We start from the raw sequence: 15757 nt of genomic DNA on the forward strand, positions 1-15757 counted from the left end.
GATCTTTTCCTTATCAATTATCATCAGTCAAATATCAATTATAATTATTAAAAGTATAGTTATGGAAAATATAGGTACACAAGGATTTTCATTTGACCTACCAAAAGGAAATTCATCCATCATAAAAGTAATCGGTGTAGGAGGCGGTGGAAACAACGCGCTAAAGCACATGTACGAAAAAGGGATCCACGGGGTTGACTTCGTGATCTGTAATACAGATGCTCAGACTCTGGATAATAACCCTGTTGCTAATAAAGTTCAGCTAGGAACTACTATTACTGAAGGTTTAGGAGCAGGAGCCGACCCTGAAGTAGGAGAAAAATCAGCCATCGAAAGTATTGAAGATATTAAGGCTGCTATGGGACAGAACACTAAAATGGTGTTCATCACTGCCGGAATGGGTGGTGGTACTGGTACCGGAGCCGCTCCTGTTATTGCTAAGGTAGCAAAAGATATGGGAATCTTAACCGTAGGTATTGTTACCGTACCTTTCAGTTTTGAAGGAAAAAGAAGGTTGGAACAGGCTGAAAACGGACTTGATAAATTAAAAAATAATGTTGATTCACTCATTGTAATCAACAACGATAAACTTAGACAGCAATTTGGAAACCTTGGATTCAAACAGGGATTCTCCAAAGCTGATGAAGTATTAGCCAATGCTGCAAAAGGTATGGCAGAAGTTATTACCGGTTATTTTGATGTAAACATTGACTTTAGAGATGCTAAATCTGTACTTCAAAACTCCGGTACAGCATTGATGTCCACAGGTTCTGCTTCAGGTGAAAATAAAGCTGAAGAAGCCGTAAGAAAAGCATTGGATTCTCCACTATTGAATGACAACAAGATTACAGGTGCTAAAAATGTACTATTGTTGATCAGAAGTGGTGCAGAAGAAGTGACCATGGACGAAATCGGTATCATTATGGACCATATCCAGAAAGAGGCAGGAAATACTGCTGATATTATTTTCGGGGTGGGTGCTGATGAAGAATTAGGAGATGCAGTAAGTGTACTTGTTATCGCTACAGGATTCTCTAATGACAATAAGAAATTCTCCGGTCCTACAGAAAAGATCAGAATCAGTCTTAATGATAATTTAGAATCTCAAAAATCTTCTCCATTTAAAACAAGAGAAGAAAGGGATTCTGCCACTGAAGCAACACATGACTTCAGTAGAAAAAATCTTTTCAGATTGGATGATGAAGACCATGACGCTCCCTTCAATGCAACTTCTATTGAAAGAAAAATGATTATTGAAGAAGAGGAGATCAAAACAGAGATAAAATTCTTTGACAAGGAAGAAAGTACAATCAATACTCCTGAACAAGAATGGAGAAATGAAGACGAACAGGAAGAATACAGTTTACTTTCCATTGAAGAAGAGGAAGATCCGAACGATTTGGAAATTCAGTCTTTCTCATTCGATTTTGATAATAAAAAAGAAGAACCTCAGTCTGGTAATGTATTCAACAACAATTCTTCACAGGAGAAGCCGGTTGAATTCAATTTCTTCGTTAATGAACCAAGCAGAAACGAACCTAAATCTGATTATGGGCAGCCAAAAGCAGAATTTAATGCTCCGGCAAGTGCTGTAGCAGAACCTGCTCAGAAAATCGAAACGTTCTATCAGAAAGAAGAACCGAAAGCTGAAACAAGACCAGCTTTTGAAAATAAAACAGAAATTGAAGCTCCGCAAACTGAAGAATCAGAATTCACTTTCGTTAATAAAACGATCGATCAGGAAAGAGTAATAGAAAGAAGAAATAAATTAAAAGAATTCAATTCCCGTTATCAAAGTTTTGATAGCACAAGTGAATTCGAATCTATTCCTGCTTTCAAGAGAAAAAATATCTCTATTGACGGAACCAATGCATCAGACCAAAATATCAACACCTATATGTCTGACAACAACGGTTCTATGCAGATCAAGGAAAACAGATTTTTAAATAAAGACGTAGACTAATGCTGATGGCAGCTGGCTACTAGCTAATGGCTTTTTTAGTCATGCTAGCAGCCAGCCGCCAAAAGCCAAAAGCATATAAACATGAGTTTAGAAAATATAATAAGCGAAGCAATAAAAACAGCCATGAGAGAGAAAGACAGAGTTGCTCTGGATTCTCTTCGTGCTGTAAAATCTCAAATTCTTCTTTTAAAAACAGAAGCCAGAGGTGCTGAAGTTTCTGTAGAACAGGAAATTGCCATTCTTCAGAGAATGATTAAGCAGCGTAAAGATTCTTTTGAGCAGTTTTCTGCTCAGGGAAGACAAGACCTTGCGGAAGTGGAAGAAGCTCAGATGAAAGTCATTGAGAAGTTTCTACCAAAACAGCTTTCTGCAGAAGAATTAGAAACAGAAATTAAAAATATTATTTCAGAAACCGGAGCTGAATCTATTAAAGATTTAGGGAAGGTAATGGGAGCAGCCTCAAAAGCATTAGCAGGAAAATCAGACGGAAAAAGCATTTCTGAGATGGTTAAAAAGCTCCTTTCATAATGTGATCCGGGTCCTGAGGTTCGGATTGATTCCGAATGTCATAAGCTCGTATTTCATGCCATAACTAAGGATATACAACCTTTGCATATCGATTTGATTAAGAAGCCCGGGACAGTTAGTCTCGGGCTTCATTTTTTGGATATTAAAGTCTACTTGTCTTTGATTCAAAAAACTTTAAAAAAAGAGTTTAGATACGATCATATTTCAGATGGTATTAAGTGAGTGATTGCTTGAGGGAAAGCTTTAAATGTTTTTTTCATGGTCGTTTGTTTTTCAGAATCATTTCAAATTTAATAATAATATTTCATTATTCCTAGTTTTATTTCACATTTTTATGAATATTATTACAATATTAATATTTGGTTAATTTTATATACCTAAACCATTCATAGTTATTATATATTGAACAAACGTAAAGAATTACGTAACTTTGTGCTGATAAAAAACAAAATATATGTATCCAACAGATTTAGTAATGCCTATGAAGGCTGAACTTACAGATAAAGGTTTCCAGGATTTAACAACTCCTGCTCAGGTAGAAGACGCTATCAAGCAATCCGGAACTACATTATTGGTAATTAACTCCGTATGTGGATGTGCGGCAGGTGCTGCAAGACCGGGAGTAGTATATTCTTTAACAGGAGATAAAAAACCAGATCATTTAACGACTGTATTTGCAGGTTTTGATACAGAAGCTGTAGTAGAGGCAAGAAAACACCTTGCACCATTCCCTCCAAGTTCACCTTGCGTGGCACTTTTCAAAGATGGAGAATTGGTTCATATGCTGGAAAGACATCATATTGAAGGAAATCCTGCAGGAGCAATCGCTGCAAACCTTCAGGCTGCTTATGATGAGTACTGCTAAGATAAACAATAAACCAGATACTAAACCGTTACAGATTTTGTAACGGTTTTTTTATTTAGCTCCTTAAAAAATTCTCTAAACATTCAAATATTATTATATTTGTTGGAATGGCAACCAAAGCACTTTTTAATACTGTAGTCAACTGGTTTATCCGCCAAAGGATAGATCAGATTCAGAACTTTATGGATCATCCCATTGAGACTCAGAAGGGTATATTATTCTCCCAACTGTTTCATGCGGAAGACACAGAATATGGCAGACAGTATGGTTTTAATTCCATTTCAAGCTATCAGGACTTTAAAAATAAAGTTCCGGTTGTTACCTATGAAGAAATGGAGCCTTATATTGAAAAAGCAAGACAGGGACAAAAAGATGTAAGCTGGCCAGGACTGATTAAGCATTTTGCAAAATCCTCCGGAACAACAAATGCAAAAAGCAAATTCATCCCCATTTCTGCAGAAAGCCTTGAATATTGCCATATGAAGGCAGGGAAAGACATGGTTTCTATTTACGCCAACAATCACCCGGAAAATCAACTTTTCAACTATAAAAATTTGCGTCTGGGCGGAAGCTCTGAGCTATATGCTGATTTTAACACTAAATTTGGCGATTTATCCGCCATTTTAATTGATAATCTCCCATTTTGGGTAGAAATTACCACCACACCAAGTAAGAAGGTTTCTTTAATGGGTGAATGGGAAAGCAAGCTGAAAGCCATCACCTCTGAAGTAAAAAATCAAGACGTGGGAAGTATTCTTGGAGTTCCAAGCTGGATGATGGTTCTTTTACAAAGAGTACTGAAGGAAACCAATGGAGCCAATATTTCAGAGCTGTGGCCTAATCTGGAGGTGTTTTTTCACGGTGGAATCAGTTTTAAGCCCTACAGGGAGCAATTCCATCAGATCATCGGAAAAAACATCAATTACTACGAAATTTACAATGCTTCCGAAGGTTTCTTCGGGATACAGGACAGATCCAATAGTGACGAGATGCTTCTGATGCTTGATTATGGTATATTCTACGAGTTTATTCCAATGGATCAGTTTCATTTTTCCAATCCAAAAGTAGTAAGCCTGGAAGATGTAGAGATTGGGAAAAATTACGCTATGGTCATCACTACCAACGGCGGATTATGGAGATACCTGATCGGTGATACAGTTGTATTTACCTCTATCAACCCTTTCAGAATAAAAATAACGGGAAGAACCAAGCATTACATCAATGCTTTTGGGGAAGAACTAATGATTACCAATGTAGAATCTGCTCTTTCAAAAGCCTGTGAGCTAACCGGGGCTCAGATTACAGATTTTACAGGCGCTCCTGTCTTCATGAAAGAAAATGAGGGCGGTGCCCATGAATGGATCTTTGAATTCAGCCAGCAACCGGATAGCCTGGATAGTTTTGTTGATGCCTTTGATCAGCATTTAAAGAAAATCAATTCGGATTACGAAGCAAAAAGGTATAATAATATCACTCTCAGAAAACCCATCGTTCATATTGCCAAAGATAATTTATTCTATCACTGGCTGGAGTCCAAAGGAAAACTTGGCGGGCAGAATAAAGTGCCGAGATTGAGTAATGACAGGGAATATATTGATCCTTTACTAGCACTCAACAAATAAGTAAAAAATAATCATAAATACAGCCGGATAATTTCATTCGTTGAAAATAAAAATGCAGTTGAATCAACCATTCAACTGCATTTTATTTATACTTATTCTGATCAATTGGCGTTATTCAATTTAAATCTCTGTCTATCAGGAACCTGACCGGTTGTAGGATTACTCTGATCAGTTCCAACAACAAGCAATGTTCCGTTAACAGCCTGTCCGTTTCTTACTTCCAGCCTTAAACCGGAAGCATTAAGCGGTTCAAAACTATAGCCGTCATTCCCTAAATTGTATAGCTTCCATTTTTGATTATTTCCATTGGCATTTCTTCGAAATTCAACAGCTGAGCCATTTGCTGTACCACTAATTGTAAGCACTTTTGTTGCATCCCAAACCGATCTTATAGTATAATATCCATGATCTGATTTACGTAATATAAACTTTTGGTTATTATTTACTGCAGCCTGAGACAAAACAACATTGATTTTATTCTGATCAGCGGCATCTCTCTGAGACGCGATATTCAGCCCGTTGCCTAATGCAGAGGCAAAGTTATACACACCAACAATACCATCATTAACAGGAGCATATAAATGGTTAATCCCATTATAATCACCATCAGAAAGACGAACTCTTTGCTTGGTAAAAAGTGACCCATCTAACCTGGTCATGACTGGAAGAGCCGGGTTTATTGCAAAATCTGTAGGTCCATACATCATTACTGATTCAAAGTCAAAATCTCCATATCCAGACATTGTAGGATCTATATTAAAATTAATTAAATATCGTTGATCCGCTCTATTTAAATTCACAATCATGTATTGCCCCCTGTCCGGTCTACATTGTTCATGCATTATCCCCATAGAGTGCATTGTTTCATGAGCAATAATAGCAGGAACATTATAATTGTAAATATTAATGGTATTAAAGATTTGTCCGTATGCCTCACTCCCTCTCCATCCTAAAGGAGAGTTATTAGCAGATGATGAATATTGAAAATGCAGATATTCTGGCTGTGTGGTTTTTTCTACAAATTCAATTTTTGTTCTTGAAGAAATGATATTAAATGCACTGTCAAGATTTTTTTTAAACATTCCGTAGTTTGCATTGCTAAGTGTCCCCTGATCCGGAATTCTGTAGTAAACAATTCCATTAGGCCAGGTTCTTGCAAAGGACTTAGCAATAGTGCTGCGCCCATTAGTACTTCCTGCAGCTAATTGTTTTAAATAATTAAATTGGTCTGGTGAAATAATCACATCATCTGCAAAATAGTATTTACCATCCACCTCATTAACATAAGTTGGATTACCATTAATCATCAGTTTATGGGTAATAACATTTGATTCTTGGACGCTCGTGGAGTTTGGATTCCCCGAAGTATCTTCAATTTCTGATTTACAAGAATGTAATAAAAACAGACATCCCAATAAAATTATAACTTTTTTCTTCATGTTTTTTTATTAATATGTTAAACAGATGTAAATATATAAATTAACAACTTCACATTATTTAACATAATAAATTGATGAAAATGCAATAAAAATACAATAAATGAATAATAAAATTCAAATATTTTAATTTTTATTAAATAAAAAAAATATAAAATAATAGTATGGGAAAAAATTGATGGTATAGTTAAGAAATATTTATTTCTCTGATTCCAGTTGTAGAATTACATGGAAATGCCTATCAGCGTATTTAATATATATAATCACTAAACAGAAAAGCCGCAGAATAACTGCGGCTTTCTTTTTTTATTTACTTAAATCTTCTTTTAATTTTTTAGCAGCATCTTCTACTTTCGCTGCTCCTTTTCGAGCAGCTTCTTTTGCATCTTTTCCAGCTTCCTGAGCCCCTGTTTTGATATCTTTTCCTACTTTATTAGCTTCAGTTTTGATATCATTACCTGCTTTGTTCAGGTCCTGTTTTGTTTTATCTGCTGTAGCATCAATTTTATCTTTAGCCTTTTGAGCAGCATTATCTATCTTATCTCCGGCCTGATCTAATTTTGCGTCAACCTTTTCCTTAGCTTCGTTAACTTTCGCTGAATCAACCCCATGAGGAGAAGTTTCAGTAACTGTTGTCGTTGTGGTAGTTACAGTTCCATCTGTATTTTCCACTTGCTCTGTCTTTGTTGTTGATTTTGTGCAAGCAACAGTGAATGTAGAAATCACTAATGCCGTCAGAATTTGTTTTTTCATATTGTATATTTTTAAAGATGTTTTTTGGATTTATTCTGGTTTGGTTTCAGCAGAAGGAGAAGTTTCGCCAGTTTTTTTCTTTTTCTCAGCATCTGCTTTTTTCTTTTCTTCCTCTTCTTTCTTTTTGCTTTCTTTTTCCACTTCTGCTTTAAGTTTCTTCTCTTCTTCCACAAGCTTTTTAGCCTGTTTTACAGAGTCGAGATACTGGGGAGAAGACATTTTGATTTTACGGGCAATATCCACAGTAACAGCCCCATTGGAAAAGGAATCAACAGCAACTGTATCATAATGGATTTTCACATCCTGCTCAACGGCAAATCCAGGAGATTCTTTCTTGGAACAGGCCGTAAAAAGAAGGGCAAAGATGAATATTGCAGACAGTAAATTTTTCATGGAACTAATTTAACAGAAATTCTGCAATTACAGGATAATGATCTGACAATTTCACAGAGTGGTCTACTTTATAGCTAAGTGGAATGATTGATTTTGAACTGAAAATATAATCAATTCTTAAAGGAATTTTATAATCATGAAAACTGGAAGCACTTCCCTTTCCTGCAGTTAAAAAAGCATCCTGAAGATCTTTTCCCAAGCTATAGTATTCGTATGAATTCGGAACAGAATTAAAATCGCCGGCTAAAATTACCGGATAAGGAGAAAAATCAATTGCTTTTCTGATTTTTTTAATCTGATCTTCATGAGCCTGAAAAGTAGGAATCATATGAGAAAGAAGAGTGGATAGATTTCCAATTCCCATAGCATCCAGCTTTGTAAACATTGTTTTCTGAAGTCGGAAAGGTTCCAGATAAACATTTACAATTCTGATGATCTTTCCGTTGATGTCTACATCTGCATAGAAAGAATTCCCTCTTGAATTATCTTCTATAATCTCTGCCTGTCTTACAATCTTATGCTTTGTTTTAAGAATGACTGAAGGATATTTTACCAAATCCTGTCTCAGGGCACGGTTCGTATCTTTTTCCTGAACCAGAATAATATCCGGATCCTGTTCTTTGATATAGTTTTTTACTTTATCCCATCCATAATCGCCATATTTCACATTAAAAGTCAATACTTTGATATCCCTTATTGTTTTTACCTGATCTGTTTTGGGAGAAAAATTAACCCATCTTCTTATCGGGTTATAAAAGAGTAATGTTCCCAATGCAAAAGCAATGGCAATTTTATTTTTTTTGAAAATCCATACCAGTGTAAGAATAATGTGTGCAGATATGAGATAGGGAAAACCAAGAGAAAGCAAATTAAGGTTACCTAAAATATTAGGTGGAACCCATGCATTTCCCAATGTGCACAACAATAAAACAGCAACAGCGATATGTATAAATAGTAATATCTGATTCGACTTCATGAAAAAACGGTCTTGGTACGCATTTTTTTAAGCAAAAAGCCTACCAAGCAACCAATTTTAACTATTTTTATGATTATTTATCGCTCACAGAAAATTCAGTAATGACCGGATAATGGTCTGAAATACTGACAGAACGGTCAACGACGTAAGATAGCGCCTTCAAAGATTTTGAAGAAAAAACATAATCTATCCTAAGTGGAAATTTATAATCATGAAAACTGGTAGCACTTCCTTTTCCTGATGTCATAAATGCATCTTCAAGCCCTTCTGACAGGTGATAATATTCGTAAGAATTGGGTACAGAATTAAAATCTCCTGCTACTACAACATGATATGGAGAGTTTTCTACAGCCTCCCGGATTTTCTTCGTTTGATCCTGATGTATTTTGAAAGTAGGAATTAATTTTTTTATAACACCCTTAACTTTTCGCTCATTAGCTTCTGAATCTCCATCAAGCTTGACCATCTTTTTTTCGAACTGAAACGGATAAAGATAGATATCAACAAATCTATAGGTCTTGCCTTTTATTTCAATATCTGCCTGAAGACCACTTTGTAATTCCATATTTTCATCTTCAGAAAAAAATAATTTTTCGTTAGACAGATTATACTTTGTCAGAATGGTTAAGATCCCATTCGTCTGGGTTCTGTTATAGCCTTTAAGTGTTGGATATTCCATTCCTCCATCTTCCTGTAAGAGAATAACATCTGCATCTTGAGCTTTTAGATACCTCAATACCTCTTCCTTCCCCATAAGTCCTGCTTTTATATTAAAAGACACAACTTTTATAGTGCTGGAATCGCTCTTTTTTTCGGAAGAAAAATTAACCCATCGTTTTACAGGATTAATAAAAGCCAATCCTATAAACATGAATATAAATGCTCTTTTTTTCCAGCTGATTACCCAGAATATTGTTAAAACAATATACAGGATCATCAGAACAGGAAACCCTAAAGAAAGCAGATTAAACCACGGAAATATCTTAGGTGGAACATAGGCATTCAATAAAGAGCCCAGCAATAAAAATAGGATTCCTACATGTAGGATCAGGAGTATAAGTCGGAAAATCTTCACAGGAAATAATTAATTGAATCTATACAAATGCTTTTTCCAGCTTATTGCCAAAAGCCAGCCAACTAGAGCTCCACCAACGTGAGCAAGGTGGGCAATTCCGCCTCCATTTCCGGAAATCCCAAGATATACAGAAACTACAATAACGATCGGCAAAAGATATTTTACCTTTATAGGAACCGGAATAAACATGATTCCGATTTTTGAATCAGGATATAATGTTGCAAAAGCAGCTACCACTCCGAAAATTGCTCCGGATGCTCCTACCATAGGAGTTGCTACAATTCCTTTTAAACTATCCAATAATTCTTTCTGCTTCATAATTGCCTCTGCACTTCCTGCAAATTGGACACTGGCACCGGACATATAAGCATCAACATTAAAGCCTAACTGTTGCAATTCATTGGAAAGCTGCTGAGCCTCAACAAAATTCCATAAATTAAACAGGAAGAAAGCTCCCAGACCACTTAAAAAATATAGAATCAGATATTTTTTATCGCCTAGTGTCTGTTCCAGGATAGGACCAAAACTAAAAAGCGTCATCATATTGAACAAAATATGCATGATACTTCCATGCATAAACATATGGGTAATCACCTGCCACGAGTGGAAGAACGGTGAGAAAGGATAAAATCCGGCAAGATAACCAATCACCTGATTTCCCATTAAAGAGGTAACAATAAATACGATCACATTGATAATGATGATATTTCTTGTAATTGGCGGTATATTATTAAACATATTTTTAAAATTTGTTTTTAAAATCATTAAACGGAACTTCATAGAAACACCTTTTCCCATCTGGTAAAAACTCCGGGAATCCTAATGCTGTAAAGTCTTTGATTACCTGTTCCGCATCTTTTTTATAAATAAAGTCAAATCTTGATTTCGACTGCATTTTACTCCATTGGTTATGATAGTACTGCATAAACTCATCTTCTGTCTTGTAATCCAGGATCTCAAAAAGGTTCTCCAGAAACTTCATAGCTTGTGTTTCCTTCAACCCTTCAGGAAGCGAATCTATTCTCAGCACGCTTTCATGAGCAATTTTCATGTCAAACCCAATCTCAGGAAGATATTTTTTGATAGATTCGTATTTATTTTTCTCAATCTCGTTCATGTGATACTCCAAAGAGAAAAGCAGGGTATGACTATTTGTCCCTGTATTTGTTTTTCTGGTAGATTTATTATTTTCTGAAACTAACAGCCTGTGCATTCTTCCCAAATCAAGCATCAGGGTAACATCTCCTTTATTAAATAGCCAGTATCCGTTAGGCAGCCTCATCAGATCTTCATCAAAGTCCTCATCTTCAAACAGATTGATTTTTGAAGGCTCTGCAGTAATACTCTGATGATACATCTCCGTAAGATTTTGAATTTCTTCAGGATGTACTACATTTCTTTCTTCTAAAAAGGGGTTATAATCTCTATCTACAATAATTTCAGGCATTTTTATAACACCGCTACCGCCCCCATTTCCTTTACTGGGAATAGGTTTATTCATCATCTCATCCAATTCTGGATCTCTATCAAAATCAAGACTCGGAGAAACGTTATAGATTCCCAATGATCTCTTGATGGTTGAACGCAGTAAAGCAAAAATAAGATGCTCGTCCTCAAACTTCACTTCAGTTTTCTGCGGATGGATATTGACATCAATCTTCTCCGGATCCATCTCCAGATAAAGAAAGAACGACGGAACATATCCTGGCTGAAGAAGGCCTTCAAAAGCTTCCTGTACTGCTTTATTAAAATATGGACTCTTAAAATATCTTCCGTTGACAAAAAGGAACTGCTCACCTCTTGCTTTTTTCGCTCCTTCAGGTTTAGCAACAAATCCATGAAGTTTACACCAGATGATATCTTCTTTGATAGGAATTAGAAGCGGCTGCAATTTTCTTCCGAAAACATCCACAATACGCTGCATCTGGCTTCCTTTTCTTAATCTGAAAACGGCTTCATCATCATGAAACAGAGAAAACTCCAATCCTTCATGAGCCAATGCAACACGCTGAAATTCATCAATAACGTGTCTGAATTCGATATTGTTGTTTTTAAGGAACTTTCTTCTGGCAGGAACATTATAAAAAAGGTTCTTTACCAGAAAATTTGACCCTTCTGCTGTCTGCACAGGATCCTGAAACTGGAAAACTCCACCTTCAATATATATGTTGGTGCCAATGGAGGCCTCCTTTTGTTTTGTTCTCAGCTCAACCTGTGAAACGGCAGCTATAGAAGCTAACGCTTCCCCACGGAAGCCTTTTGTTACGATCTTAAAGATATCTTCTGTTCCTCTGATTTTGGAAGTAGCATGTCTTTCAAATGCCAGTCTGGCATCTGTTTCGGACATCCCTTTTCCATCGTCTACGACCTGGATAAGGTTTTTGCCGGCATCCCTGATGATCAGTTCAATCTTTGTTGCATCTGCATCTATAGCGTTTTCCAAAAGTTCTTTCACGATGGATGCAGGTCTCTGCACCACCTCTCCCGCCGCAATTTGGTTGGCTACATGATCCGGTAAAAGCTGAATAATATCTGACATAAAAACGTAAATCAACTTACAAAAATAGTCAATGAAAATGGGAATTAAAACATTAAAACCGTGAATTAATATTTAATTATCAACATTTCAACAATACAGCTTTCAGCAAATTCTGCTCCAAACTATTTGAGATATTATCTTTTGAAGAGAACAATCCCCTATTGTTTTACATCAATAGAGGATTGAACCAGCTAGTTTATACAAAAAATAATAGTAATATTTCCCCTGCACCGGGGATTTAGTCATCAAAGACTAATTTTCTTTTCTTATTCGTTTTAGGGATCCCGTGGATCTTTTCATACAGATAAGCCAAAATATTCGGTTTTTTATAGATCCTGTTATATCTGTACTTAGTGTTAAAGTGTCGTACATGAATTTTATAAGCATCATATCCTATCACAATCATAAGGCATAGACTTATTACATAGAATACTCTAAATTCCAGGTAGTAATAGGTTAGCCCGGAGAAAACGGCTCCTAAAACATAGGCTATCATAATACTTAAAAGTAATTTTGCCCTTCCAATTAATTCTCCGTTTTTCCTGTATTTCTTTTGGGTAAACATGGAAACCAGAATCCCCAAATCGGTCGTCGTTCCCGTAAGGTGAGTCGTTTTAACCGAGAAGTTGGAAATACTTGCCGTTAAACCATTCTGTAAGCCTGTCGCAAAAAGCATCACTGCTACTAAAATTTCCGTCTCTATCAGTGTTTTTTGATAATACAATTGTCCATACACTCCTACTCCAAACAGGCATAGTATTTCCAATACCAGGGGCATTGCATGGGCAAAATATTTACTCTTTTTATTAAAATTAATCACAATGAAGTTAGACAGGAAACTTCCGAAGAAGAATAAAAAGATCCAACTTCCCATTATGCCCACCTGAGACCAGTTTCCTTTGCTGATTTCTGCGGCTAAAATCGCATAGTGACCCGTTACGTTCGATGTAAAAGAGAGAAATATAAGTAGGGATGCAATATTTATAGTACCTGCTGTAAAGGCAGTCAGCGTCCCCAACCTGATATTGTCTCCCAATGTTCTGCTGTTACTATAATTTCTTAACATTTTTTATTTTTTTAAAATTGTGTTGATGATGATTAAACCTCCACAAAGATTTCTGCCAGTCTGCCCCTTTCAGGAAGCCTTTCTCTGATTTCCAGTGTAATTTCTTCAGACTGCAGCCCTTTGCATTTTTTGATATAAGGAACAAGATCAAATTTTCCTTTTCCTTTACTTTTAATAGAGTTAGAATAATAAACTTCCTCAATTGTATTAGCCTCTACATATTGGTTAAACGTTCTTTGAAAGCTTCCTGTAAAGATGTCGCAAGTAATTTTATTAATTAAATGAGGATATTTATTCTTGATGATTTCATAGCCATCACAAAACTCTACAGGTCTGATCTTGTTGAAAATCGTTGTTTTGGTATTGAATAAAAGATCTCTGATAGAATCTCCTGAATCATATCCTGAAACCAGAAGGATATCATACTGGTTCTGGTCTTCAGAAGCGTCTTTTTCTCTCAGAACTTTTTTCAGTATGTTTAATGACTCAAGAGAGTAATCTGTTGCAATTAAAATTGTTTTAGCCATGTTCTTATTATTTTGTATTGTGTTTATCTTTTTTGATGATACAAAACTAGAGCGGCAAGATTAGAAGTTCTTTGGAACGGAATTAAAATGTCATTAAAGAGATTAAAATGAGATTAGAAAATTGTTAATAGCTATTAATATAAGAAGAAACGGCTTAGAGGAAAACAATGCAAAATATTTAATATCAATAAATTACATCAATATTGTCAAATTTTATCGTAGATAAAATCTTTGCGCCTTAAAAGCGTACACCATGTTAAGAATCTTGCGACTTTGCGTTTTTCCAAAAGTAATCAGCATTTTAAAGCTATATCTAATCAATGAGCAAAATCAGCAGTGGAAAAAATCTTAATTATGTTGGAAACGCAAAGGCTTAAGGATTTAAATAGAAAATGGCTTTTAAGGCGCAAGAAAATCAAAGATTTTCAGCAAGTGCATATTTTAAAAGCAACATTCTAATTTGGTCTAATTTTTCTAACCACATTTACTTTACGGGTAACGTAAACATGATAAAAACGGTGGAATGTGAGCCTTTAAAAGGTCATTAACATTGGAACATCAATCTAAAGTTCTTCAAGAAAACTTTTGCTTACTTTTTACCTTCAGATTTACATGGTTTCTTTTTGTGTACTGTAAAAGTTGGGAAAACGCATCTGTACGGTAGTTCCCTGATTCTCATTTGACGTAACAATCAGTTCACCATGGTGCATTCTTACAATATTTCTGGCCAATGGGAGCCCTATTCCATACCCTTCGTAATTATTGGTATTGGAAGCCCTGAAGAAAGGATCATAGATTTTATTCATTTCCGATTGAGGAATTCCGATTCCGTTATCTTTCACAATGATATAAACATCTGCATCAGTTGCCCCCAAAGAAACTTTAACCTGCTGAAAATTAGAATATTTACAGCCATTACTGATAATATTGGCAACAGCGAGATGTAGAAGCTGCTCATTTCCCTGTACTTTCAGTTTTTTAGGATTATCAGGAAGCATACTGATATCCAGATAGATATTATTTCTGGAATCAATTTTTCTCAGGGTTTCAATAACATCCCAAAGCAACTGATCCATTCTTACTTTATCCATTTTCTGGATCTTCCCATCAAAACCTGTTTGCGCAATCATTAATAAGGCTTTAATCTTTCTGTCCAGTTTTTCAGCTTCATCCAGAATGATTTCAAGGGTTTCTTTATACTCTTCCGGTGTTCTGCTTATAGAAAGAGCAACATCAGCTTCCCCCATAATTGAGGTAAGCGGAGTTCTCAATTCATGAGAAACATTTCCGATCAGATGATTCTGGGTCTCAAAAGATGTTTCAATACGGTTAAGCATTCCGTTGAAGGTATCTACCAATTCATTCAGTTCCTTATTATCAGGTTGCCGCTCCAGTCTCAGGTGAAGATTTTCCGAGCTGATCTCTTTTACTTTTCCTGTAATTTTAAGAATAGGTTTAAAGAGTGTTTTCGAAAGATAAAATGAAAAGATCATGCTGAAGAACAATGATAATACAATACAGGTAAGCAGTGTTCTTTTTAAAAATCCAAGGTAGTAAATTACATAATGGTTTTTGGCTGAAGCAATAGCAATATAATCTTTATCATCATATTTAAAGCTCTGCCCGATATAATAAAATTCTTTATCATTATAGTTATCCTCTCCTTTTTTGAGAACATTTTTAAAGAAATAATCGGGAATATGAACTTCCTGAGAAATCTTCTTGAAGTTAGAATCCGTAGGAACAGCAAAAACATAGTCTTTTTCCATTGGAAGCTCTTCATCATTCAGATTACTGAGAATATAGTTTTCGGGAAGATCAAGATGCCCCTTACTTTTTTCTATCTGAATAATAGTAGCAGTACGGATCTTTAAAAGCTCATAAAACCTCTGATGGGAAAAGTTAACGATTGAAAAATAAACCAAACCACTGAACAACAGAACAATGACGGTAAAAACCAACATTAAAAGTACCATCGTCTTAGTCTGATTTGTAATTACTTTATTAAACATCT

Annotated in this window: 14 protein-coding genes; 4 read left to right on the forward strand and 10 right to left on the reverse strand. The window is 35.6% G+C overall.

Annotated elements, in window-relative coordinates; all coding sequences use genetic code 11:
* Positions 1 to 61 precede the first annotated feature (61 nt).
* From ftsZ to M2372_RS18340, 4 genes are all read left to right on the forward strand, one after another.
* Positions 62 to 1963 carry a cell division protein FtsZ gene (gene ftsZ, locus M2372_RS18325; RefSeq protein ID WP_123320182.1) on the forward strand — a complete coding sequence of 634 codons (1902 nt, stop codon included), beginning with the start codon at positions 62 to 64 and terminating at the stop codon, positions 1961 to 1963.
* 81 nt (positions 1964 to 2044) lie between these two features.
* On the forward strand, positions 2045 to 2491 hold the full coding sequence (locus M2372_RS18330; protein WP_123320183.1) for a GatB/YqeY domain-containing protein: 447 nt from the start codon (positions 2045 to 2047) through the stop codon (positions 2489 to 2491).
* A 454-nt stretch (positions 2492 to 2945) separates the two neighbouring features.
* The gene (locus M2372_RS18335; protein ID WP_115972066.1) at positions 2946 to 3356 is read left to right on the forward strand and encodes a BrxA/BrxB family bacilliredoxin; all 411 of its coding nucleotides are present in this window, start codon (positions 2946 to 2948) and stop codon (positions 3354 to 3356) included.
* 107 nt (positions 3357 to 3463) lie between these two features.
* Positions 3464 to 4978: a GH3 auxin-responsive promoter family protein gene (locus M2372_RS18340; RefSeq protein ID WP_123320184.1), complete on the forward strand. Its 1515-nt coding sequence runs from the start codon at positions 3464 to 3466 to the stop codon at positions 4976 to 4978.
* 101 nt (positions 4979 to 5079) lie between these two features.
* Here M2372_RS18340 and M2372_RS18345 read toward each other — a convergent pair whose 3' ends face one another.
* From M2372_RS18345 to M2372_RS18390, 10 genes are all read right to left on the reverse strand, one after another.
* Positions 5080 to 6417, reverse strand: coding sequence for a M12 family metallopeptidase (locus M2372_RS18345; protein WP_123320185.1), 1338 nt, complete (start codon positions 6415 to 6417; stop codon positions 5080 to 5082).
* A 303-nt stretch (positions 6418 to 6720) separates the two neighbouring features.
* The gene (locus M2372_RS18350; RefSeq protein ID WP_123320186.1) at positions 6721 to 7167 is read right to left on the reverse strand and encodes a hypothetical protein; all 447 of its coding nucleotides are present in this window, start codon (positions 7165 to 7167) and stop codon (positions 6721 to 6723) included.
* 30 nt (positions 7168 to 7197) lie between these two features.
* On the reverse strand, positions 7198 to 7560 hold the full coding sequence (locus tag M2372_RS18355) for a hypothetical protein (RefSeq protein WP_123320187.1): 363 nt from the start codon (positions 7558 to 7560) through the stop codon (positions 7198 to 7200).
* Positions 7561 to 7564: 4 nt separating this feature from the next.
* The gene (locus M2372_RS18360; protein ID WP_115972071.1) at positions 7565 to 8536 is read right to left on the reverse strand and encodes an endonuclease/exonuclease/phosphatase family protein; all 972 of its coding nucleotides are present in this window, start codon (positions 8534 to 8536) and stop codon (positions 7565 to 7567) included.
* Positions 8537 to 8609: 73 nt separating this feature from the next.
* Positions 8610 to 9611 (reverse strand): endonuclease/exonuclease/phosphatase family protein, encoded by a 1002-nt coding sequence (locus M2372_RS18365; RefSeq protein WP_228455746.1) that lies wholly within the window; start codon positions 9609 to 9611, stop codon positions 8610 to 8612.
* Positions 9612 to 9620: 9 nt separating this feature from the next.
* On the reverse strand, positions 9621 to 10349 hold the full coding sequence (locus tag M2372_RS18370; protein WP_115972112.1) for a rhomboid family intramembrane serine protease: 729 nt from the start codon (positions 10347 to 10349) through the stop codon (positions 9621 to 9623).
* A gap of 4 nt (positions 10350 to 10353) precedes the next feature.
* On the reverse strand, positions 10354 to 12150 hold the full coding sequence (gene mutL / locus M2372_RS18375) for a DNA mismatch repair endonuclease MutL (protein ID WP_123320189.1): 1797 nt from the start codon (positions 12148 to 12150) through the stop codon (positions 10354 to 10356).
* 238 nt (positions 12151 to 12388) lie between these two features.
* The gene (locus M2372_RS18380; RefSeq protein WP_123320190.1) at positions 12389 to 13216 is read right to left on the reverse strand and encodes a YoaK family protein; all 828 of its coding nucleotides are present in this window, start codon (positions 13214 to 13216) and stop codon (positions 12389 to 12391) included.
* A gap of 32 nt (positions 13217 to 13248) precedes the next feature.
* Positions 13249 to 13743 (reverse strand): hypothetical protein, encoded by a 495-nt coding sequence (locus tag M2372_RS18385; RefSeq protein WP_115972074.1) that lies wholly within the window; start codon positions 13741 to 13743, stop codon positions 13249 to 13251.
* Positions 13744 to 14351: 608 nt separating this feature from the next.
* Positions 14352 to 15755: a HAMP domain-containing sensor histidine kinase gene (locus tag M2372_RS18390; RefSeq protein ID WP_115972075.1), complete on the reverse strand. Its 1404-nt coding sequence runs from the start codon at positions 15753 to 15755 to the stop codon at positions 14352 to 14354.
* Positions 15756 to 15757 lie beyond the last annotated feature (2 nt).

This window comes from Chryseobacterium sp. BIGb0232 (assembly GCF_024810195.1).
GTDB classification, from domain to species: Bacteria; Bacteroidota; Bacteroidia; order Flavobacteriales; family Weeksellaceae; genus Chryseobacterium; species Chryseobacterium pennae.